The sequence below is a fragment of the Gloeomargarita sp. SRBZ-1_bins_9 genome, assembly GCA_039794565.1.
Classification (GTDB): Bacteria; Cyanobacteriota; Cyanobacteriia; order Gloeomargaritales; family Gloeomargaritaceae; genus Gloeomargarita.
The window spans coordinates 1-20,507 of the sequence record JAUQVX010000008.1 but is presented as its reverse complement, the minus strand read 5'-3'; the positions used below and the strand labels follow the sequence as shown (position 1 = coordinate 20,507).

The following is a 20,507-nucleotide window of genomic DNA, read 5'->3' as shown; positions in this document are numbered from 1 at the left end:
CCATGGCCGACTTGCCCGCCGACGACCTTGTGACCTGTTTCCGGGCCGAAGCGACCCAGTTGTTGGCCGAACTGGAAACTGGCTTGCTGAATTTACGGCGGGACCATTCGGCAGGGGCCTACTATCGCTTGGTGCGGGCGGCCCATTCCCTCAAGGGGGGTGCTGCCAGTTTGGGCATGCACAGTATCCAGACCCTGGCGCAATGTTTAGAGGATGTTCTACAGACCCTCACGGCCCGTCCCGATACGGACATCGATCGGATTGAGGATTTACTGTTGCAGGGATTTGACTGTCTGCGGTTGCCCCTCGCTCAGTGGATCAAAACGGGGGTGGCCGATGCGGAGATCAGCCTCGAGCGGGCCAAGGTAGTCTATCGCCAACTTAAGGACATTTTGGGGCCAGGGCCGCCGACGGTGGAACCCCTGACGGCCGCCCAGGGTCCGGTTGACCTGGCTCGTACCATTTGGGAGACAGACATTGCCCCCAAAATTGCCGAGATACGCACCACGCTGGCCCAGCCCTACTCTCCCGTTTTACTAGGTGAATTGCGGGCGCAATTCGATGTCCTGGCCGGGTTGGGGGAAATGCTCAATTTAGGGGACTTGGTGCGCATTTGTCGCTTGGCCCTATCTGCCCTGGCCCACCATCCGGACCAGGCGGCGACGATTGGGGAATTGGCCCTGGGGGATTTGGAGCGCCTCGATCAGCATCCAGAACCCCATCCCACCCTGGTGGCCCTGAGTGAAGCAGCGGGTCAAGGGGGAACCCTAGCCAACGAACCGAGGGCCAGCCCTGACTGGGCATCTCCGGCCTTGTCAGAACTGCCATCCCTTGGGGAGGAAACGGAGTCGGAAACCGCTGCCCTATCCACTCTGTGGGAAGAACTAGCAACCCTGGCTCAGGAACCGGCGCCTGTTTCTGGGACCTCAGATGATGGAGCCAATCATGCCCCATCCCCTACTGACCAGGTAGAGGACTGGGGCCTCGGCAAAGATAGTCCAACCGATGAATTGTCAGCAGAACGGTCTCCCCCAAAAGAAAATATGGCATCCCCCCAGCAAACAGGGACAGAACAGCCAGAGGCCTCCTTTTGGGAAACCATTGCTGACCCGGAACATATCAGCGAAACCCAAGCCGGCGTGACTGAGCCAAGTCCCCCTGGGGAGCAAGTCAGCCCTTGCCAAGAACCTGGTTCTCTAGGTAGCCTCGCATCCCCGTCGTTTTGGGAAGACATCACCCTGCCGGAGACCCCCATCACGGAGCGTTCCTCCGGGGATGCAACGCCGCAACCTGCAACGGAGCCAGTTTGGACGGGTCCCCCCCTACCGCCCCTGACCGAGACCAACAGGGAGGCGCTGGAATTTTTTGCCCAGGAAGCCCAGGAGTTACTCCAGGAGTTGGAAACGGGATTACTGACTTTACGGCAGCACCCCGACATTCCCCACATTCACGCCTTGATGCGGGCGGCCCATTCCCTCAAGGGGGGAGCGGCAACCGTGGGGTGGGGGGTCATCCAGGTCATTGCCCACCGGCTGGAAAACGCCCTGCAAGCCCTCTACCGGTGGTCGGGGGAGGTGGATGTGGCCCTGGAGGAGGCTCTCCTGCGGGCTTTTGATAGCCTGCGCCAGCCTCTGGAAGCCTGCCTACAGGGTGCGGGCATGGATAGCCATACAGCGCTACAACAGGCAGAACAGGCATTTCAGCCTTTAGAGGCTCTCCTCGGTCCAACGGCCTCTGCCCCAACGGAAGCGTACATCCCCTCCTCCCAGGATTTGGGGGTGGACATGACGGCCACCATTTTCAGCGGCGATGTCCAGCAGGGATTGGCCCAATTAGAAGCCTGGCTGGCCCAACCCACGGATGCCGGATTGGCGGCGGTCAAAAACCACTTGCAGGTTTTGGCGAGTATCGGCGAACTGCTGAACCTGTCCGGCTGGTGCGCGATTTGCCAAACGGGCCTTGCGGCTTTGGACCAGCGTCCCGACCAGGCCCAGGCCATTGTTGAGGTGGTGGTGCGGGATTTGCGCCGGGGATACGACCAGGTCATGGCCGGGGAACGGGAGTATGGCGGTACGGTGAGTCCCGAGTTGCAGGCGTTTTTGAACCTGACTCCGACCGCCCCCACATCGCCCCCGGTGGAAACGCCGGTGGTCGAAGAGATGCCCTCGGCTCCGGCGCCGGCCAGTCGTAGTGTGCGGGTGGACGTCCAGCGCTTGGAACGGTTGAACAATCTGATAGGCGAACTGGTGATTCAAGAGAACGGTTCATTGTTGTATCAGCAACAGATTCAGCAACTGGTACAACAATTTGGGCAACGACTCCACAAGTTAGAACTCCTCAGCCGAACCCTCCAGGATGCCGCCGACCCACTAACCCTGCTAGCTTCGCCCACCGGCAGCAACACCCAGACCTTTGACCCCCTGCAAATGGACTCCTACAACCAACTCTACACCTTGGTGCAAACGGTGATTGAAGAAATTGCCCAGGTGGCGGAGGTGATGCGGGATGTGAGCCTGTTGACCCAGCAATCCCAGGAGAACTGGCGCAGGAAACAACAAACCCTCAAACAAATTCGGGGGGATTTGCTCTGGATGCGCATGGTGCCCCTCCGGGAAATCCTGCAACGGTTTCCCCGCATGGTGAGGGATCTGTGTATCCGCTACGGCAAGCAGGTCCAGGTGCGGCTGGTGGGGGCCAATACCCTGGTGGACAAAGCGGTTTTAGAAAAGTTAAGCGACCCACTTGTGCATCTGGTGCGCAATGCCTTCGACCACGGGATTGAACCGCCCGATGTCCGCATCCAGCAGGGGAAAAAACCAGAAGGGACCATTGAGATTCAGGCCTATTATCGGGGCAATCAAACCTACATTGTGGTGCGGGATGACGGGCGCGGCATTGATCTAGAAAGGGTGCGGCAGAAGGCGATAGAAAGGGGGATTTTTACCCCTGAGCAGGCGGCTCAAGCGACCACATCTGAACTATTCAATTGTTTATTTGCACCGGGTTTTTCCACGGCAACGACGGTGAGCGACTTATCGGGGCGGGGGGTGGGCTTAGATGTGGTACGTTTGCAGATTCAAGAACTGAAGGGTTCCATTCAAGTCCGCAGTGAACCGGGCCAGGGGACAACCTTCACCATCCGGTTACCCCTAACGTTAACCATTAACAAATTGTTGGTTTTCCGGGTGGAACAGCGGTTGTGGGCCTTAGCGGTAGATAGCCTGGTGGGCATTGTCAGGGTGACCGAGGAAACGGGGGTGACCGTCCAGGGGCGGCGGTTGTACCGGTGGCAGGAGCGACTGGTGCCCATCATTCCCCCATCGGTTTGGGAATATCGTTATCCGGTGCGGTGGGGGGCGACCCAGGCAGCCACACTGACCGGGGGGCAGGGACAACCCCTGTTGCTGCTTGGGGTAGGAGACGCCGTGTACGGGTTAGAAATTGACCAGATTTTGTTGGAGCAGGACCTGGTGATCAAGCCGTTGGGTGGGATATTTGCGCCGCCCGCCTATGTCTACGGATGCACGATTTTAGGGGATGGACGCCTGGTGCCGGTTTTGGAGGCCGCCGCCCTGGTCCAGCGATGGTTGCACACGCCGGAGGTGGGCGTGGTGGCCCCTCCAGCCCCTGTCCGCACCGTCAGCCCAACGGAAATCCTGGTGGTGGATGACTCATTGACCATGCGGGGGATGTTGAGCAAGACCTTGAGTAAACACGGTTACCAGGTGTACACGGCAGCCGATGGGCGGGAGGCCTTGGAAATCCTGGCCCACCATCCCGGCATTAAGGCCGTGTTTTGTGATGTGGAAATGCCCCGCATGGATGGATTTGAGTTTTTGAGTGTTTGCCGACAGGAGGGACGTTATCCCAATTTGCCAATTATTATGTTGACGTCGCGGGCGGGGGAAAAACATCAACAACTGGCCAAGCAATTGGGGTGCAATGCCTACCTGACTAAGCCCTATTTGGAGCCTGATTTATTACAAACCCTGAAACAGTTTTTGGCTTAATGTAAGTACGCTATGGCGATTTTGGGAAGTTGATCCGTTGAGGGTTATCCCCTGATTGATTTCTGATGATTAGGGTCTCTATTTTGCGCAGAGTACATAGGTTGTATCGTATTCCTTTCCTTTGAGTAGGGGCTGGCAATGCAAGTCCGGGAGATGTTTTTCCTTGGTGATGACCAAACCCGCCGCTTCCTCGGCTCGGTTCACCTTGGGAATACACCTTTGGGAATAAAAAACCAGCGCCGAATCTTCCGCTTTGTAAAAACTGACCTGGCCCGGATAGTCAGCAAGGATGGGGTAGGCCCTTGGTACCAATCTTTCCTGCTCGTACCAATGGAGAATTGGTTGCGAAAAAATCACCAGTGAAACAGCTAAAGTGACTGCAATTCTGAGATAGACTCTACCAGCTACCTGAGCTAGTAATATGGCCAGGGGTGGGTAGGCCAGGAGAATATAGTGGTGGACCTTATTCCTGGAGAGGCTAAAGAATCCAATGACCAGCCCCGCCCACAGGACCAAAGGGAACCATTCCCTGCGGAAGTGATGGACCAATTTAGGGTAAAGGGGCCAGTAAAAGATGGTGGCTAGTAGAACGATAATGAAGTAATAGTAGAAGGGGAAAGAGAAAACTTGCCATTGGCCCGTGTATCGCATAAAATTTTCATAAATAAAAAATTGGTAAAGGTATCCGTAACCGTGGCGGTAAACCATAGCTAAATACCAGGGCAAACCCAGTACACAAAAGGCCAATAGGCCGGTAGGATTTAAGATGCGCCTATCCCTTTGCCAAAGCCAGTAAATGCCAAGTACAAGGATAACACCCACGGGTCCTTTGGTTAGAAATGCCAGCGCCAAACTGATCCATCCCCCAACAAATTGCTCCTGTAAAAACAAATAGAGTCCTAGTAGGGCAAAGAAAGTATTTAACATTTCTGGAATGACGGACCGGGATAGGATCCATAGGTGGGGAATTGTCATTAAAATAACGAGACTTTTTGTCGCTATTTTTTCTCCATAGAGGCCCTCGGCGATGAAATAGGTCACTAGGGAGACACCTGTGGCAGCCAGACCGGAAACCAACCGGGCTGCGAATTCGTTCAGACCAAACACCAGGGAACTGAGAGCCACCAGCCAATAAAGCAAGGGTGGTTTTTCAAACCTGGGTTGGCAGTTGTACACCGGTGAGATAAAATCCAGCGTTTTTAACATGTTTTGGACCGCATCCATGTTCCTGCCCTCATCCAGGGAGGTAAAACTCAGCGTCCCATTGCCCAGGAGGAAAAAGATAAAGCTGAGGATGACCCATCCCACCACCTGGCGTCCCTTGCCCGCCATAGGCCATACTGACTCGGTCCCATTTCAAATATGCAATTATATATCCATATACTCATCTAATCAATGTCAAGGGGGTGTCCTGGGCCAGTAGGGGGGTCGGTGGTTTAGGAGTGGCGCCGGGGGAAATGGGCCGTGATTTGCTTGAGCCCCTAGTAAAAAGCGGCTTCCATAACCAATTTCCTTTGGGTTGTCCGGTGCCATCGCTCCCATGGCCCTCTTTCAACCGCCATGTCGGTCACCCCCTGCCGCTGATCCCCATCACCGGGCACCCTGGCCTTAATTATGAAGCAGTGTGTAGAATTGTTGCAGATTTTTAGGGAACGGCACTGGGAGTTGGGCCATGGTCACCATGACGACGGCGAGCATTCGTTTTGTGAAAGAGGGCAAAGAGGTTATTGTGGCCAACGGGGCGAATCTACGGCAGCAAGCCCTGGCCAATGGCATTGACCTATACACCTGGCGGGGCAAGTTGATGAACTGCGGCGGGGTAGGCCAATGCGGCACCTGTGTGGTCGCCATCGTCGAGGGGATGGAGCACCTTTCTCCCCCCACGGATGTAGAACAGCGGCGGCTGCGCCATAAACCCCATTGCCGGCTGGCCTGCCAAACCCTGGTCTATGGGCCGGTCGCCGTCCAAACTAAACCCTGACGTTCCTCGGCCGCCCAGGTTCCCACCGACTGCTATACTCAGAAGTTAATGGGGTTCCCTAGGCAAGAGGGCCATGACCACTGCCGTAAAACCTTCGCGCCGTCAACAGGAGGGATTTTTGGGGTTGTTTATCGTCATGACGGTGCTGTTAACGGCGGGGGTTTGGGTTTGGGTAGAAAACCTGGGGTTTGAGGCCAATCGCTATCGCTTTCGGGTGGCTTTTGGGGATGCGGGGGGGCTGGGTGTGGGCGCAACCGTCCGCCTGCGGGGCGTTGAGGTGGGTCGGGTGGTGGCGGTTGAACCGGATGTCAACCAGGTGCTGGTTACGGTTGAAATCAATCACCAGGGGATTTTAATTCCCAAAAACAGTGACTTTCGCGCCCAGACGGGAGGATTGGTGGGTCAGGCGTTTCTAGCGATTACTCCCCGCGCCGAGGTGAATTTGTCGGAATTGCGGGGCGGTCCCCGCAGCGCCGATTGTGATGGAGAAACCATCATCTGTCAGGGGATGTTGGTGGCGGGCCAGAACAGTCCCACCTTTGATGACTTGATTCGGTCGGCAACCCGGCTGGTCAACCAGTTGGACAACTCGGAACTGGTGGACAATATGGCCAAGTTGACCCAGAGTTTGGTGGATTTGAATAACGATATTCGCCGGCTGACAACGGATGCCCGCACGACCCTGCAACAGATGCAAGCAGCGGCCCAAACGGTGGAGCAGGCTGGGGCCAAAGTGGGGGTCACCGCCGATACCACAACTGCCATCCTACGGGAAAATCGGGTGGCATTGCGCACCAGCCTGGCCCGGTTGAATCGCACATTAGATACGGCCCAAGCGGCGTTTGCGGCCTTTCGCAAGGTGGCAACCGATGTGGACCAAATCACCGGCGACCCGCAAATCCGGGAGGACATCAAAAACCTGATCCGGAATCTCGGCAAGTTATTCAGACTGACGGAAGAGATACGCCGGGACCTGAGGGCTTGGACGGCGGAAAACCCCCAACCGCTTAACCCGTTACAATAGCAATAGGTCTCTATGGGATTTCCCAAATAGCGATATTCCCTGGATGAGGCGGGTCATGGTGAAGCGCAAGTGGCTAAAGGTGTTGTGGGCCGGGGCGTTGGCCATCCTGTTGACCTTGAGCGCCGTTTCCCCGGCATGGGCAGCCCAAACGGGGGGACGTATTGGTGGCGGTTCCTTCCGTAGGCCGGTGACCACCTACCGGATGCCCAGCCGTTCGGTGCAACCTGGCTATAGTTACCAGCGGGGCTATTACGGCGGTGGCTTGGGCTTTCCCCTGTTTTCCCCTTTCCCGTTCTTTTTTGTGGGGGGCGGTGGTTTGCTGTCGGTGGTGTTACTGCTGGGGGTGGCGGGGTTGATCGCCCAGACGGTGCAACGGTTCCGGGAACAACGGCAGGAAGAAGCCCTGTTGAACCCGACGGTGAGCATCGCCCAGGTGCAGTTGGCATTGCTGGCCCAGGCCCGGTCCCTCCAGCAGGAGTTAAATCGTTTGGCCCAGACGGCCCGTCCTGATACGCCCCAGGGGCGGGTGCAACTGGTGCAGGAGTTAACCTTGGCCCTTCTGCGGCACCCGGAATACTGGGGCTACGGTTACGCCACCACCGACAAGGTGCCTTTTAGCCAGGCGGAGTCGGAATTCAACCGCTTGGCCCTGCGGGTGCGCGCTCAGGTTAAGCAGGAAACCCTGGTCAACGGGGTGAGTACACCGGTGACGGTCACGGCCGAACAGCCTGGGGAATATATCCTGGTGACGCTGCTGGTGGCCACGACGGTACCGATAAAACTGCCGGTGATCCACACCCTGACGGATGTGCAAAAGGCCTTGACGACTCTGGGCAGTATTGGCGCCGATGACCTGCTGGCATTGGAGATTCTCTGGGCGCCCCAGGCGGAGGGGGATACCCTGACCCGGGAGGAGTTGGTTACGGCGAATCCCTTGCTGCGTCCCCTGTAAGTCCCAGTTCCCCCAGCCAGCGTTGCAGTTCCTGGCACAGGCCTGCCCAATCCCGCCGGGAGTAATAAGGTTCAGGGAACAGGTCACGGCCCACTCCCACGGCGATGGCTCCCGCCCGCAACAGGGCCGGTACATCTCCTCGGGTGATACCGCCGGTGGGAATCAGGGGGATCGCTCCCAGGGGTTCCCGCAGATGGCGCAGGTAATGGGCACCGCCGACAGCTGCAATCGGAAACACCTTGACCGCCGGAGCGCCCCAGGAGTGGGCCTGGAGGATTTCCGTAGGCGTTAACGCGCCGGGCATCAGGGGCACACCGGCCATCTGGGCTAAACCCAACCACTCGCGTCGGGTGTGGGGGGTTAAGATAAAGTCCACCCCTAAACCTAGCGCTGCCTCTAGCTCCGCCGTCTGCCGAATCGTACCGGTGCCTACCCGGCAATGGGGATAGGCAATCTGCAAGCGGGGAATCACCTGAACGGCGTCGGGGCAATCCCAAGTAATTTCGATCAAACGCAAGCCCGCCTGGGCTAGGGTGGCCCCCATCTGATAGGCCAGTTCGGGTTCCCCGGCCCGGACCACGCCGATGACCCGGTGGCGTTGTAAATAAGCTAACCACTCGTTTGTCCCCCCCATAGTTTCTATTGTGGCGGACATTTGACAAGCAAAGTCCCCTTTGGCATAATTGTTGATTGTCGTAAAGATGCCTTTGCATGCCCACAATCCAACAGTTAGTCCGCTCCGAACGGCGGAGTGTCAAGCGAAAAACCAAGTCGCCGGCGCTCAAGGGTTGTCCTCAACGGCGGGGGGTATGCACCCGAGTTTACACTACTACACCGAAAAAGCCTAATTCGGCGTTGCGGAAGGTGGCGCGGGTACGGCTGACATCGGGTTTTGAGGTGACGGCCTACATTCCCGGTATTGGTCACAACTTGCAGGAGCACTCGGTGGTGCTGATTCGGGGGGGTCGGGTAAAGGACCTGCCGGGGGTACGCTATCACATCATTCGGGGGACGCTGGATGCGGCAGGAGTTAAGCACCCAGGGTCTTTACCGCCGCGCAATCAAGGACGTTCTAAATATGGCGTCAAGCGGCCCAAGCCCGGTCAACAGGCAGCAGCCCCGGCCGGTAAGAAGAAATAGGAAGTGGCTTTTAGGAGCTGAGTTGGTCTATGCCCCGTCGTCGTCGTATTAAACCCCGTCCTATCGAGGCTGACCCCAAATACAACAGCCGCTTGGTGAATATGCTGGTCAGCCATGTGCTGCGGGAGGGGAAAAAGCATCTGGCCTACCGGCTGGTGTATCAGGCGTTGGACCTGGTGCGGGAACGGACGAACGGCGACCCCCTGGAAACCTTGGAGAAAGCCGTGCGCAATGCCACACCCCTGGTGGAGGTGAAGGCCCGGCGGGTGGGGGGGGCGACCTATCAGGTGCCGGTGGAGGTGCGACCGGAACGGGGAACATCTTTGGCTTTGCGCTGGTTGACCACCTACGCCCGGCAGCGCAACGGTAAGACCATGGCGATTAAGCTGGCCAACGAGTTGATGGATGCGGCCAATGAAACGGGGGCGACCATTAAAAAACGGGAGGAAACCCACCGCATGGCCGAGGCGAACAAAGCCTTTGCCCACTACCGTTACTAGGTCACTGTCACAATTGCACGAATAGGGATAAAATTTGTAACGGATGTTGATTCCAGGTCATCCAGGAGGAAGCCGTGGCTCGAACGACCCCAATCGAACGTGTGCGCAATATCGGGATTGCCGCCCACATTGACGCCGGCAAGACCACGACGACGGAGCGGATTTTGTTCTACTCCGGCTTGATCCACAAAATGGGGGAAGTCCACGAGGGGACGTCGGTGACCGACTGGATGGCCCAGGAGCGGGAACGGGGGATTACGATTACGGCAGCGGCCATTAGCACTCGCTGGACGAAGCGCAACCCAGAAGACCCATCCCAACCCATGCCAGGGGAGCCGGAGTATGCTGTCAACATCATTGACACACCCGGGCACGTGGATTTCACCATCGAGGTGGAGCGCTCGATGCGGGTACTCGACGGGGTGATTACGGTGCTGTGTTCGGTAGGGGGGGTGCAGCCCCAAACGGAGACCGTGTGGCGCCAGGCGGACCGCTACAAGGTGCCCCGGATTATTTTTGTGAACAAAATGGACCGCTCGGGGGCCAATTTCTACAAGGTTTACGACCAGGTGCGGGACCGGTTGCGGGCCAATGCGGTACCGATTCAACTGCCGATCGGGGCCGAAGACGGCTTTCGGGGGGTGGTGGACCTGGTGCGCCTGTGCGCCTTCGAGTATTTCGATGACATTGGCAAGGATATTCGTAAGGTGCCCATCCCCGCAGACTTGATGGAGAAGGTCCAGCAGTTTCGCGCCCAACTGGTGGAAGCGGCGGCAGAAACGGACGATGTCCTGACGGAGAAGTATCTAGAGGGTGAAGAGTTAACGGAGGAGGAAATTCGCACGGCCATCCGCAAGGCTACGATTGCCGGGAAGGTGGTGCCCATGCTGTGCGGGTCGGCGTTTAAAAATAAGGGGGTGCAGTTGCTTCTGGATGCGGTGGTGGATTATTTGCCGTCACCGGTGGATATTCCGGCGATCAAGGGTCGGTTGCCCAGCGGGGAGGAGGTGGAACGGCATGCGGACGATAACGAGCCGATGGCGGCCCTGGCTTTTAAGATCATGGCGGATAAGTTCGGCGACCTGACTTTTGTGCGGGTGTACTCGGGGGTGATGCAGCGGGGCACCTATGTGCTTAACGCCACCAAGCGTAAGAAGGAGCGGTTGTCCCGGTTGGTGGTGCTCAAGGCGGACGAGCGCATTGAGGTGGAGGAGCTGCGGGCTGGGGATTTGGGGGCCGTGGTGGGTCTAAAGGACACGATTACGGGGGATACCCTGTGCGACGAAAATCACCCGGTGATCCTGGAGACGCTGTACATTCCGGAGCCGGTGATTTCGGTGGCGATTGAACCCAAGACCAAGGCGGATATTGACAAGCTCTCCAAGGCGTTGCAGGCGCTGGCTAAGGAGGACCCCACCTTCCGGGTGGCAATTGATCCGGAGACCAACCAGACGATTATTTCCGGGATGGGGGAACTGCACCTGGAAATCCTGGTGGACCGGATGCTGCGGGAATTCGGGGTGGAAGCCAACGTGGGCAATCCCCAGGTGGCCTACCGGGAGACGATCCGCAAAAAGACGGTGCAGGAGGGCAAATACATCCGCCAGAGTGGTGGACGGGGGCAGTACGGCCACGTGGTGCTGGAGATCGAGCCAGCGGAACCGGGTTCGGGATTGGAATTCGTTTCCAAGATTGTGGGTGGCGTGGTGCCTAAGGAGTATGTGCCGGCAGTGGAGCAGGGGGTTCGGGAAGCCTGCGAAGGGGGGATTTTGGCCGGGTATCCAGTGATTGACCTGCGGGTGACCCTAATTGATGGTTCCTACCACGAGGTGGACTCCTCGGAAATGGCCTTTAAGTTCGCCGCCTCCATTGCTATGAAGGAGGGGGTGATGAAGTGTGCGCCGGTGCTGCTGGAGCCGGTGATGAAGGTGGAGGTGGAGGTGCCAGAAAACTTTTTAGGTGATATTATGGGTAATCTGAACTCCCGCCGTGGTCAAATCGAGGGTATGTCCTCGGAAGCCGGGGTGGCGAAGGTGACGGCCAAAGTTCCCCTGGCGGAGATGTTTGGCTACGCAACGGACATCCGGTCCATGACCCAGGGGCGGGGTGTCTTTACGATGGAGTTCAGTCACTACGAAGAAGTGCCGCGTAACGTGGCCGAAACCATCATCAAAGCAAAAGGGAACGCTTAGTTAATAGAGGGAAGAACATCCATGGCACGCGCGAAATTTGAACGGACCAAACCCCACGTGAACATCGGCACCATTGGCCACGTGGACCACGGCAAGACCACCCTGACGGCTGCCATTACCATGACCCTGGCGGCCCAGGGGAAGGCCAAGGCCAAGAAGTACGATGAGATTGATGCGGCCCCCGAAGAAAAGGCTCGGGGGATTACCATCAATACAGCGCACGTGGAGTATGAGACGGACAAGCGCCACTATGCCCACGTGGACTGCCCAGGTCATGCGGACTATGTGAAGAACATGATCACGGGGGCGGCCCAGATGGATGGGGCAATTCTGGTGGTGGCGGCCACGGACGGTCCCATGCCCCAGACGCGGGAGCATATCCTATTGGCGAAACAGGTGGGGGTGCCCAGCATCGTGGTCTTTTTGAATAAGTGCGACATGGCGGACGATGAGGAACTCCTGGAGCTGGTGGAGTTGGAGTTGCGGGAACTCCTGAGTAAGTATGATTTCCCGGGGGATGAGATTCCCATCATCCGCGGGTCGGCCTTGAAGGCGTTGGAGCGGATGCAGGCGCACCCCAATACCCAACGGGGTGAGGACCCCTGGGTGGATAAGATTTACGAATTGATGGATGCGGTGGACGAGTACATCAAGACGCCGGAGCGGGAGGTGGATAAGCCTCTGCTGATGGCGGTGGAGGATGTGTTCTCCATCACTGGTCGGGGGACGGTTGCCACCGGTCGGATTGAACGGGGTCGGGTTAAGGTGGGCGACACGGTGGAAATTGTGGGCCTACGGGAGACCCGCACCACGACTGTGACGGGTTTGGAGATGTTCCAAAAGACCCTGGACGAGGGGATCGCTGGGGATAACGTGGGGATGTTGCTGCGGGGGATGCAAAAGACCGACATTGAGCGGGGGATGGTGATTGCTAAACCCGGCAGTATTACGCCCCACACGGAGTTCGAGGCGGAGGTGTACGTCCTGACCAAGGAGGAGGGGGGTCGCCACACGCCATTTTTTGCCGGCTATAAGCCCCAGTTCTATGTACGGACGACGGATGTGACTGGGACGATCAAGGCCTACACCAGCGACGATGGCAAGAACGTGGAGATGGTCATGCCAGGGGACCGGGTAAGGATGACCGTGGAATTGATCCACCCGATTGCTATCGAACAGGGGATGCGATTTGCTATCCGGGAGGGTGGTCGCACCATCGGCGCGGGTGTGGTGACCAAGATCATCAAGTAGTCCGAATGGTTTAGCACGCTGAGTTAGTTGGTATGGGGGGAGCCAGGGGGTTCCCTCCTGTTTTGGGAGGACAGACGATGGCCCCGTTGACGAAGCAGAAGATTCGCATTCGCTTGCAGGCCTATGACCACCGGCTGTTGGATGCCTCCTGCGAAAAGATTATGGATACGGTGAACCGGACGCAGGCCCATGCGGTAGGACCTATCCCCTTGCCCACTAAGCGGCGGATTTACTGTGTGTTGCGTTCACCCCATATTGACAAGGACTCGCGGGAGCATTTCGAGAGTCGCACCCATCGCCGGATTATTGATATCTACCAGCCCCAGGCCAAGACAATTGATGCGCTGATGAAGCTCGACCTGCCGGCGGGGGTGGACATTGAAGTGAAGTTGCCCACCTAGTCATGGCAATTGTCTCCTCCCAGGGCGAGGGGGAGCGCCAACCCTTACTAAGGCCCCAGGCAACAGCGCAGGACCACCAGGGGCTAGCTGAGGATTCCTTGCGCCCGACATCCCTGGCGGATTACCTGGGGCAAACGGAATTGAAGCAGGTGCTCACGGTGGCCATTAGGGCAGCCCAGGGACGGGGGGAGCCGCTCGATCATCTATTGCTGTACGGGCCGCCGGGGTTAGGGAAAACGACGCTGGCGCTGTTGTTGGCCCGGGAGATGGGTAAACGCTGTCATCTGACCAGTGGCCCGGCGCTGGAACGCCCCCGCGATATTGTGGGGTTGTTGGTGAATTTGGAACCGGGGGATATTTTGTTTGTGGATGAAATCCATCGCTTACCCCGGGTGACGGAGGAAACGCTCTATACGGCGATGGAGGATTTCCGGGTGGAGGTGACGGTGGGCAAGGGGGCCAGCGCCCGGACCCGCTCCCTGCCGTTGCCGAAATTTACATTGGTGGGGGCGACCACCCGGGTGGCAGCTTTGAGTGCGCCCCTGCGGGACCGGTTTGGCCTGGTGCAACGGCTGCGCTATTACACGGTGGCGGAACTCACCCAGATCCTCACTCGCACGGCCCAGGTGCTCCAGATGGCTATGACGCCGGCGGGGGCAGAAACCATTGCCCAGCGGTCCCGGGGGACGCCCCGCATTGCCAATCGCCTGCTCAAGCGGGTGCGGGACTATGCCCAGGTGCAGGGGGCAACGGTGATTACGCCGGAGATTGCAGCTCAGGCGCTGGAGCAGTTGGCGGTGGACCCTCGGGGCCTCGACAGCGTGGACCGAACGCTGCTGCAGGTCATCATTGAGCAATTTCAGGGAGGGCCGGTGGGGTTGGATACGTTGGCGGCCATGACCGGGGAAGACCCCCAAACCATTGAAGACGTGTATGAACCCTACCTGATGCAGATCGGTTACCTACAGCGCACGCCCCGAGGACGGGTGGCCCTGCCGCCGGCTTGGGTGCATCTGGGTCGCACGCCCCCGGAACAACAATTGCCCCTGATCTAGGCCCCTAGCTCCTGGGCGGAGCGGTGAATGCGGTCTTTGATTTGGGCCAGTAACTGGGCGAATTTGGGGTCGCTGTCCCGTTTCTGGGCGATCTTTTCGCAGGCGTAAAGCACGGTGGTGTGGTCCTTGCCCCCAAACAGTTGACCGATCTGGGGCAGGCTGAGGTTGGTGTACTGACGAACCAGGTACATGGCCACCTGGCGGGGAAAACTCACCTGCCGCCGGCGCGTGGGCACCATCAACGCCTGTACGGGCACTTCAAACGTGGCAGCCACAATGTCCACCACCAGTTCCGGGGTGGTTTTGGTCATCTGCACGGGGGAGTTGAGCAACTCTGCTACGTTTTCCACAGTGATGGCCGCCCCGGAAATGGCCGTGTAGGCCAGGGTGCGAATCAGGGCGCCTTCTAGTTCCCGGATGTTGGAGGTGTAGCGGGTGGCAATGTAGGTGATTACTTCCACCGGCAGATAGACGTTCTCCTGCTCGGCTTTTTTCTGCAGGATGGCCATGCGGGTCTCCAGGTCAGGGGGCTGGATGTCGGCAATTAACCCCATGGAAAAGCGGGAACACAGGCGCTCCTGTAGGCGGGGGATGCAAGTTGGGGGCCGGTCCGAGGCAATCACCACCTGTTTGCCCGCTTCATGCAGAGCGTTGAAGGTGTGGAAAAACTCCTCTTGGGTGTACTCCTTGCCCTCGATGAATTGAATGTCATCCACCAGCAACAAATCCGCCGCTCGGTATTTCTCTCGAAATTGCTGCATGTTGTCCCGGCGAATGGCCTCGATCAGGTCATTGGTGAACTGCTCGGTGGAGACGTAAAATACCCGGGCGTTGCGGTCAATTTCCAGACGGTAGTGGCCGATGGCCTGCATCAGGTGGGTTTTGCCCAGCCCCACCCCACCGCACAAAAACAGGGGGTTGAACTCCCGCCCGGGGGATTCGGCTACGGCTAAGGCGGCAGCATGGGCCATGCGGTTGTTGGCGCCCACCACAAACCGGCTGAAGGTGTACTTGGCGTTGAGATTACTGGCGGGGGCCGGTTCGGGGTCGGATGGGGTTGTGAGGCGGGGGGGAGGCGGCGCACCGGGTGTGAGCGGCACCAGGTCATTCTCCAGGCTGTCAATTTCTACCTGGATGGGTTCTCCCCACACCTCGGCCACGACCGCGCTGATGGTCTTGAGGTAGGACTTCACCAGCCAGTTACGGGCAAAAAGATTGGGTGCCAGCAGGCGCAACCGGTTGTCCGTCAGGGCGTCCGGGCGAATGGTTTTGATCCAGGTTTCAAAGGTGGGGCGACTCAGGCGCAGTTGCAATTGCTCCAAAACCTGACCCCACCGTTGTTCCAGCGATTCGGTCACGGCAGCAACGTTCATGGTGTGCATGGGGTGATAGGGTACAGCCTAGCCCATTTTTTTCTCCCTGCCTAGTCCCCAGGACCATTGACGATGTTAAATTTGTGTGATAGCTTATAAAACTCTGTGAATCCGTAGCACGGGAGGGCGTATGACCAAACGCACGTTGGAGGGGACTTGTCGCAAGCGCATCCGGCGGTCGGGGTTTCGGGCGCGCATGGCCACTCCCGGGGGACGCCGAGTCCTCAAGGCGCGCCGGGCCAAAGGACGTAAACGCCTAGCTCCCGTGTAGGGTGGGTCTGCCCCGGATTCACCGGCTACGGGGATACCGGACCTTTGATGCAATCTACGCCGAAGGGCACCAACTGCGGAGCCATTTTTTCCGGCTGCGTTACCGGCGGTTGGATGAGACAACCCCAGTGCAAATGGCGGTGGTCGTAAGTAGCAAAATTGCCAAAAAGGCGGTGCGGCGCAACCGGCTCAAGCGGCAAATCCGCGCGGCGTTGCGGCAGTTGCTGCCCCGGTGTGGCCCAGGATGGCAGGTCATCGTTTCGGCTCAACCGCCCGTCTTGACCGGACAATACGCGGATTTTTTGCGAGAATTAGAACAGCTTTTGCAACAGGCGGGGGTGCTCTATGGGGATTCGGGAGGAGGTGTTCTTTGAGGGGGGACCCCACCGGGGCGATTTGCTCATGAATCTGCTCCTGGGGGTGACGATTGTGTGGCTGCCCTTGACCATCGGGGCGATTACCCGGGCGCTGTGGCTGCGCTACCGGATCACCAACCGGCGGGTGACGGTGATCGGCGGTTGGATGGGCCGCCATCGCTCGGACATCATCTACAACGAAATTGCCCGGGTGGTGACGGTGCCCCGGGGATTCGGCCTGTGGGGGGATATGGTGATCACGCTCAAGGATGGCAACCGCCTGGAGTTGCGGTGTTTGCCCCGGTTTCGGGAATTGGCAGCTTATGTCATCGAGCGCATCAGTCCCGAGGCGCGGCGAGTCAGTGGTCCGATTGGTCAAGCGGCACAGCAGATGACATGACGACGGCGCGTTATCAACCGGTGGCGATTGAGGCCCACTGGCAACGGCTTTGGCAGGAACAGGGGCTGTACCGCACGGAAACTGACCCCCAACGCCCCAAATACTACGCCTTGTCGATGTTCCCCTACCCCTCCGGGAACCTGCACATGGGCCATGTGCGTAACTACACGATTACGGATGTAATTGCCCGGGTGCGGCGGATGCAGGGCTACCGGGTGCTCCATCCCATGGGGTGGGATGCCTTCGGCCTGCCGGCGGAGAATGCGGCGATTGACCGGGGGGTGCATCCGGCGGACTGGACGGAGGCCAACATCGCCAACATGCGGCGGCAGTTGCAGGCTCTGGGGCTGAGCTATGACTGGGAGCGGGAACTGGCCACCTGCGACCCCCGCTACTACCGCTGGACCCAATGGCTGTTTTTGCAGATGTGGCACCTGGGGCTGGCCTACCAGAAGGAGGCCCTGGTGAACTGGGACCCGGTGGACCAAACAGTGCTGGCCAATGAACAGGTGGATAGCGAAGGACGCTCCTGGCGCTCGGGGGCCAAGGTGGAACAGCGCTACCTCAAGCAGTGGTTTTTGCGAATTACCCACTACGCGGAGGAACTACTGCGGGATTTGGAGCAACTGCCGGGCTGGCCAGAGCGGGTAAAAACGATGCAGGCGAACTGGATCGGGCGCTCGGTGGGGGCTTACCTGGAATTCCCGGTGCTGGGGCGCTCGGAAAAAATTGGGGTATTTACCACCCGCCCGGATACGGTGTTTGGGGTGTCTTACGTGGTGCTGGCACCGGAACATCCCCTGGTGACGGAACTGACGACGCCGGAGCAGCGCCCGGTGGTGGAGCAATTTCTGGCGGAGCTGGGGCAACTGTCCCCGGCGGAACGCACAGCCACAGACCGGCCTAAGCGGGGGGTGCCCATCGGAGCTATGGCGTTGAACCCCTTTAATCAGCAGCCCGTACCGGTCTGGATTGCCGATTACGTGCTCTATGAGTACGGGACGGGGGCGGTGATGGGGGTGCCGGCCCACGATGAACGGGATTTTGCCTTTGCCCAGCAGTATGGGTTGCCGGTGACCCAAGTCATCCTGCCGCCGGGGGTGGACCAACCGGGACCTGGACCTTTAACAGGGGCCTACACGGGGCCGGGGACGCTGGTGCAGTCGGGGGAATTCGACGGGCTAGACAACGAAACGGCCAAGGAGCAGATCACGCAAAAGGCCCAGGCCCAGGGGTGGGGGGAAGCGCGGGTGCAGTACCGGCTGCGGGATTGGTTGATCTCGCGCCAGCGCTACTGGGGGGTGCCGATTCCGGTCATTCATTGCGACCACTGCGGGGTAGTGCCGGTGCCGGAGCAGGATTTGCCGGTGGTGTTGCCCCGGGATGTGCAGATTACCGGGCGGGGGTTGTCTCCCCTGGCGCAATTGGAAAGTTGGGTTCGGGTGCCCTGTCCGACCTGTGGCCGACCGGCGCGGCGGGAAACCGACACGATGGATACGTTTATTGATTCGTCTTGGTATTTTTTCCGCTTTGCTGACCCCCACAACGACCAGGCCATTTTTGACCCCCAGGTGATTGCCCAGTGGTTGCCGGTGGACCAGTACGTGGGGGGAATTGAACACGCCATCTTGCACCTGCTGTATGCTCGGTTTGTGACCAAGGTGTTGCGGGACCGGGGGCTGATTACCTTTGATGAACCCTTTACCCGCCTGTTGACCCAGGGGATGGTGCAGGGGTTGACCTACAAAAATGCGCAAACGGGGCGTTATTTGCCGCCGGAACAGGTGGTGCAGGACAACGGGACCTACCGGGACAAGGCCACAGGGGCGCCGGTGACGGTGGTTTACGAAAAAATGTCCAAGTCCAAGTACAACGGGGTGGACCCGGAACAGGTGCTGGCCCGTTATGGCGCCGATACGGCCCGTATGTTTATTCTGTTCAAGGCGCCGCCGGAAAAGGACCTGGAGTGGGACGAGGCGGATGTGGAGGGGCAGTACCGCTTCCTGCAACGGGTCTGGCGTTTGGTGCAGCAGTATCGGGAGCATCCCCCAGCGGCCGCTACGGCAGTCACGCCGGCGGAGCGAGAACTGCGGCGCGTCATCCACCAGACCATCCAGCAGGTGACGGCGGATGTCACGGGCGAGTACCAGTTCAATACGGCGATTGCGGCCCTGATGAAGCTGACCAATGCCCTGACGGATTACGCGGGCAGCAATACCGGCGTGTATGACGAAGCCATCCGCACGTTGCTGGTGTTGTTGGCCCCCTTTGCCCCGCACATTACCGAAGAACTCTGGCACCAGTTGGGGCATCAGGAGTCCATTCACCGTCAGCCCTGGCCCCAGGTGGACCCCAGCGCCCTGGTCGTTGAGGAAATCCCCCTGGTGATTCAGGTGATGGGCAAGACCCGGGGTACGCTTAGCGTGCCGGCCCAGGCGGACCAGACGACCTTGGAGCAGTTGGCTTTGGCGTCGGAGATTGGCCAGCGCTATCTCCAGGGCAAGCCCATCAAAAAGGTGATTTACGTGCCGGGGAAACTGTTGAATTTTGTGCTGGGGTGATGGGGACGGCCCAGAAGCTAACGGCGGCGGAATTTTTGGCCCTGCCGGAGGGGGATGCGACCTACGAGCTGGTTGAGGGCCAAGCTGTACCCAAGGACCCACCCATGTCGCCGAAACGTTTTCACGCCCGGGTGCAACCGGTGTTGTGGCAGTTGCTGGAAAACTGGTGTACGGCTCCCGATTGTCCTAAACCGGGCGCTGCCTACACCGAATGGGCGGTAGTCCTGCACCGGCAAGGGGAGACCTGGATTCCCGTCCCAGATATTCTTTACATCTCCGACCAGCGATTGCCGGTGGCCCCCATGACGGACGAGCCTTGCCGGGCGATACCTGAGCTGGTGGTGGAGGTGCTTTCGCCGAACCAGACCTTTGGCGACATGGCCCAAAAGGCAGTGGATTACTTACAAGCGGGGGTGGACCGAGTATGGGTAGTAGACCCAACGGCTAAAACCATTACGGTGTTTTATCCTGACCGGCCTCCGCACACCGTTCGCGGCTCCCAACCCCTGCAGGACGAACGACTCCCCGGTTTAACGGTCATCCCCCAGGAACTATTTGCCCAGGCGCGGATTCCCTAGGGCCCCAGATATTTCAGGGATTTGTCGTATTCCACCTGGCCGTAGTCCAGCTTGATCAACCGGTCGGCGCAGGCGAAATAGCGTTCGTCGTGGCTGATCACCAAAACCGTCTTACCTTCAGCGCGCAACTGGGGCAGAAATTCCCGATAGAAGAAGTCTTTGAAGCGGGGGTCCTGGTCGGCGGCCCACTCGTCAAACAGGTAGATGGGGCGGTCTTCCAAATAGGCCACCAGCAGTGCCAGGCGCTTGCGTTGCCCCGGGGAAAGAGCAATGGTGGAAAATCGGCCATTTTCAATCCGCACCTTATGGTCCAGTTGTAATTTCTGCAACAATTGCTGGGCCAAGGTCGGGTCGTCATTGATTCCCAACAAACTATCAAACAAATAAAAGTCGGAAAACACCACCGCAAAGTGCTGCCGGTACCAGTAGCGATTGTGGGCATCAACAGGAACCCCATCAAAGA

19 protein-coding genes are annotated in these 20,507 nt (G+C 58.8%); 15 read left to right on the top strand and 4 right to left on the bottom strand.

What is annotated here, in order from left to right:
• Nucleotides 1-2 precede the first annotated feature (2 nt).
• Nucleotides 3-4,010, top strand: a complete 4,008-nt coding sequence (locus Q6L55_08010; GenBank protein MEN9258655.1) for a response regulator — start codon at nt 3-5, stop codon at nt 4,008-4,010.
• 78 nt (nt 4,011-4,088) lie between these two features.
• Here the strand turns inward: Q6L55_08010 and Q6L55_08005 are convergent, their stop codons facing one another.
• Nucleotides 4,089-5,342 (bottom strand): glycosyltransferase family 39 protein, encoded by a 1,254-nt coding sequence (locus Q6L55_08005; protein ID MEN9258654.1) that lies wholly within the window; start codon nt 5,340-5,342, stop codon nt 4,089-4,091.
• Nucleotides 5,343-5,682: 340 nt separating this feature from the next.
• On the opposite strand from Q6L55_08005, the gene Q6L55_08000 reads away from it, so the two are divergent.
• From Q6L55_08000 to Q6L55_07990, 3 genes are all read left to right on the top strand, one after another.
• Nucleotides 5,683-5,991 (top strand): 2Fe-2S iron-sulfur cluster-binding protein, encoded by a 309-nt coding sequence (locus Q6L55_08000; GenBank protein ID MEN9258653.1) that lies wholly within the window; start codon nt 5,683-5,685, stop codon nt 5,989-5,991.
• Nucleotides 5,992-6,064: 73 nt separating this feature from the next.
• The gene (locus tag Q6L55_07995; GenBank protein MEN9258652.1) at nt 6,065-7,015 is read left to right on the top strand and encodes an MlaD family protein; all 951 of its coding nucleotides are present in this window, start codon (nt 6,065-6,067) and stop codon (nt 7,013-7,015) included.
• Nucleotides 7,016-7,070: 55 nt separating this feature from the next.
• Entirely contained in the window at nt 7,071-7,967 is an 897-nt protein-coding gene (locus Q6L55_07990; GenBank protein ID MEN9258651.1) for a DUF1517 domain-containing protein, read from the top strand.
• Here the strand turns inward: Q6L55_07990 and Q6L55_07985 are convergent.
• Nucleotides 7,936-8,601, bottom strand: a complete 666-nt coding sequence (locus tag Q6L55_07985; GenBank protein ID MEN9258650.1) for a bifunctional 4-hydroxy-2-oxoglutarate aldolase/2-dehydro-3-deoxy-phosphogluconate aldolase — start codon at nt 8,599-8,601, stop codon at nt 7,936-7,938. The two genes, Q6L55_07990 and Q6L55_07985, sit on opposite strands and share 32 nt — an antisense overlap.
• A gap of 77 nt (nt 8,602-8,678) precedes the next feature.
• Here Q6L55_07985 and rpsL point away from each other — a divergent pair, with 77 nt between their 5' ends.
• From rpsL to ruvB, 6 genes are all read left to right on the top strand, one after another.
• Nucleotides 8,679-9,107: a 30S ribosomal protein S12 gene (gene rpsL / locus Q6L55_07980; GenBank protein ID MEN9258649.1), complete on the top strand. Its 429-nt coding sequence runs from the start codon at nt 8,679-8,681 to the stop codon at nt 9,105-9,107.
• Between the two features lie 29 nt (nt 9,108-9,136).
• Nucleotides 9,137-9,607, top strand: coding sequence for a 30S ribosomal protein S7 (gene rpsG / locus Q6L55_07975; protein ID MEN9258648.1), 471 nt, complete (start codon nt 9,137-9,139; stop codon nt 9,605-9,607).
• Between the two features lie 74 nt (nt 9,608-9,681).
• Entirely contained in the window at nt 9,682-11,799 is a 2,118-nt protein-coding gene (gene fusA, locus Q6L55_07970; GenBank protein MEN9258647.1) for an elongation factor G, read from the top strand.
• Between the two features lie 21 nt (nt 11,800-11,820).
• Nucleotides 11,821-13,050, top strand: coding sequence for an elongation factor Tu (gene tuf / locus Q6L55_07965; protein MEN9258646.1), 1,230 nt, complete (start codon nt 11,821-11,823; stop codon nt 13,048-13,050).
• A gap of 86 nt (nt 13,051-13,136) precedes the next feature.
• Nucleotides 13,137-13,451 carry a 30S ribosomal protein S10 gene (gene rpsJ / locus Q6L55_07960; GenBank protein ID MEN9258645.1) on the top strand — a complete coding sequence of 105 codons (315 nt, stop codon included), beginning with the start codon at nt 13,137-13,139 and terminating at the stop codon, nt 13,449-13,451.
• A gap of 2 nt (nt 13,452-13,453) precedes the next feature.
• Entirely contained in the window at nt 13,454-14,506 is a 1,053-nt protein-coding gene (ruvB, locus tag Q6L55_07955; protein ID MEN9258644.1) for a Holliday junction branch migration DNA helicase RuvB, read from the top strand.
• Here ruvB and dnaA read toward each other — a convergent pair.
• Entirely contained in the window at nt 14,503-15,879 is a 1,377-nt protein-coding gene (dnaA, locus tag Q6L55_07950; GenBank protein MEN9258643.1) for a chromosomal replication initiator protein DnaA, read from the bottom strand. The two genes, ruvB and dnaA, sit on opposite strands and share 4 nt — an antisense overlap.
• Before the next feature lie 130 nt (nt 15,880-16,009).
• Here dnaA and rpmH point away from each other — a divergent pair, with 130 nt between their 5' ends.
• From rpmH to Q6L55_07925, 5 genes are read left to right on the top strand one after another with little or no spacing between them, the layout of a single operon-like run.
• Nucleotides 16,010-16,150, top strand: coding sequence for a 50S ribosomal protein L34 (gene rpmH, locus Q6L55_07945; GenBank protein ID MEN9258642.1), 141 nt, complete (start codon nt 16,010-16,012; stop codon nt 16,148-16,150).
• Between the two features lies 1 nt (nt 16,151).
• Nucleotides 16,152-16,523, top strand: a complete 372-nt coding sequence (gene rnpA, locus Q6L55_07940) for a ribonuclease P protein component (protein MEN9258641.1) — start codon at nt 16,152-16,154, stop codon at nt 16,521-16,523.
• Nucleotides 16,495-16,905, top strand: a complete 411-nt coding sequence (locus Q6L55_07935; GenBank protein ID MEN9258640.1) for a PH domain-containing protein — start codon at nt 16,495-16,497, stop codon at nt 16,903-16,905. Before rnpA ends, Q6L55_07935 begins: the two co-directional genes overlap by 29 nt.
• Complete coding sequence (leuS, locus tag Q6L55_07930) at nt 16,902-19,466, top strand: leucine--tRNA ligase (protein ID MEN9258639.1); 2,565 nt, start codon at nt 16,902-16,904, stop codon at nt 19,464-19,466. Before Q6L55_07935 ends, leuS begins: the two co-directional genes overlap by 4 nt.
• Entirely contained in the window at nt 19,466-20,044 is a 579-nt protein-coding gene (locus tag Q6L55_07925) for a Uma2 family endonuclease (protein ID MEN9258638.1), read from the top strand. The genes leuS and Q6L55_07925 overlap by 1 nt, the downstream gene beginning before the upstream one ends.
• Here the strand turns inward: Q6L55_07925 and Q6L55_07920 are convergent.
• The coding region (locus Q6L55_07920; protein MEN9258637.1) for an ATP-binding cassette domain-containing protein at nt 20,041-20,507 on the bottom strand (467 nt) is incomplete at its 5' end. The two genes, Q6L55_07925 and Q6L55_07920, sit on opposite strands and share 4 nt — an antisense overlap.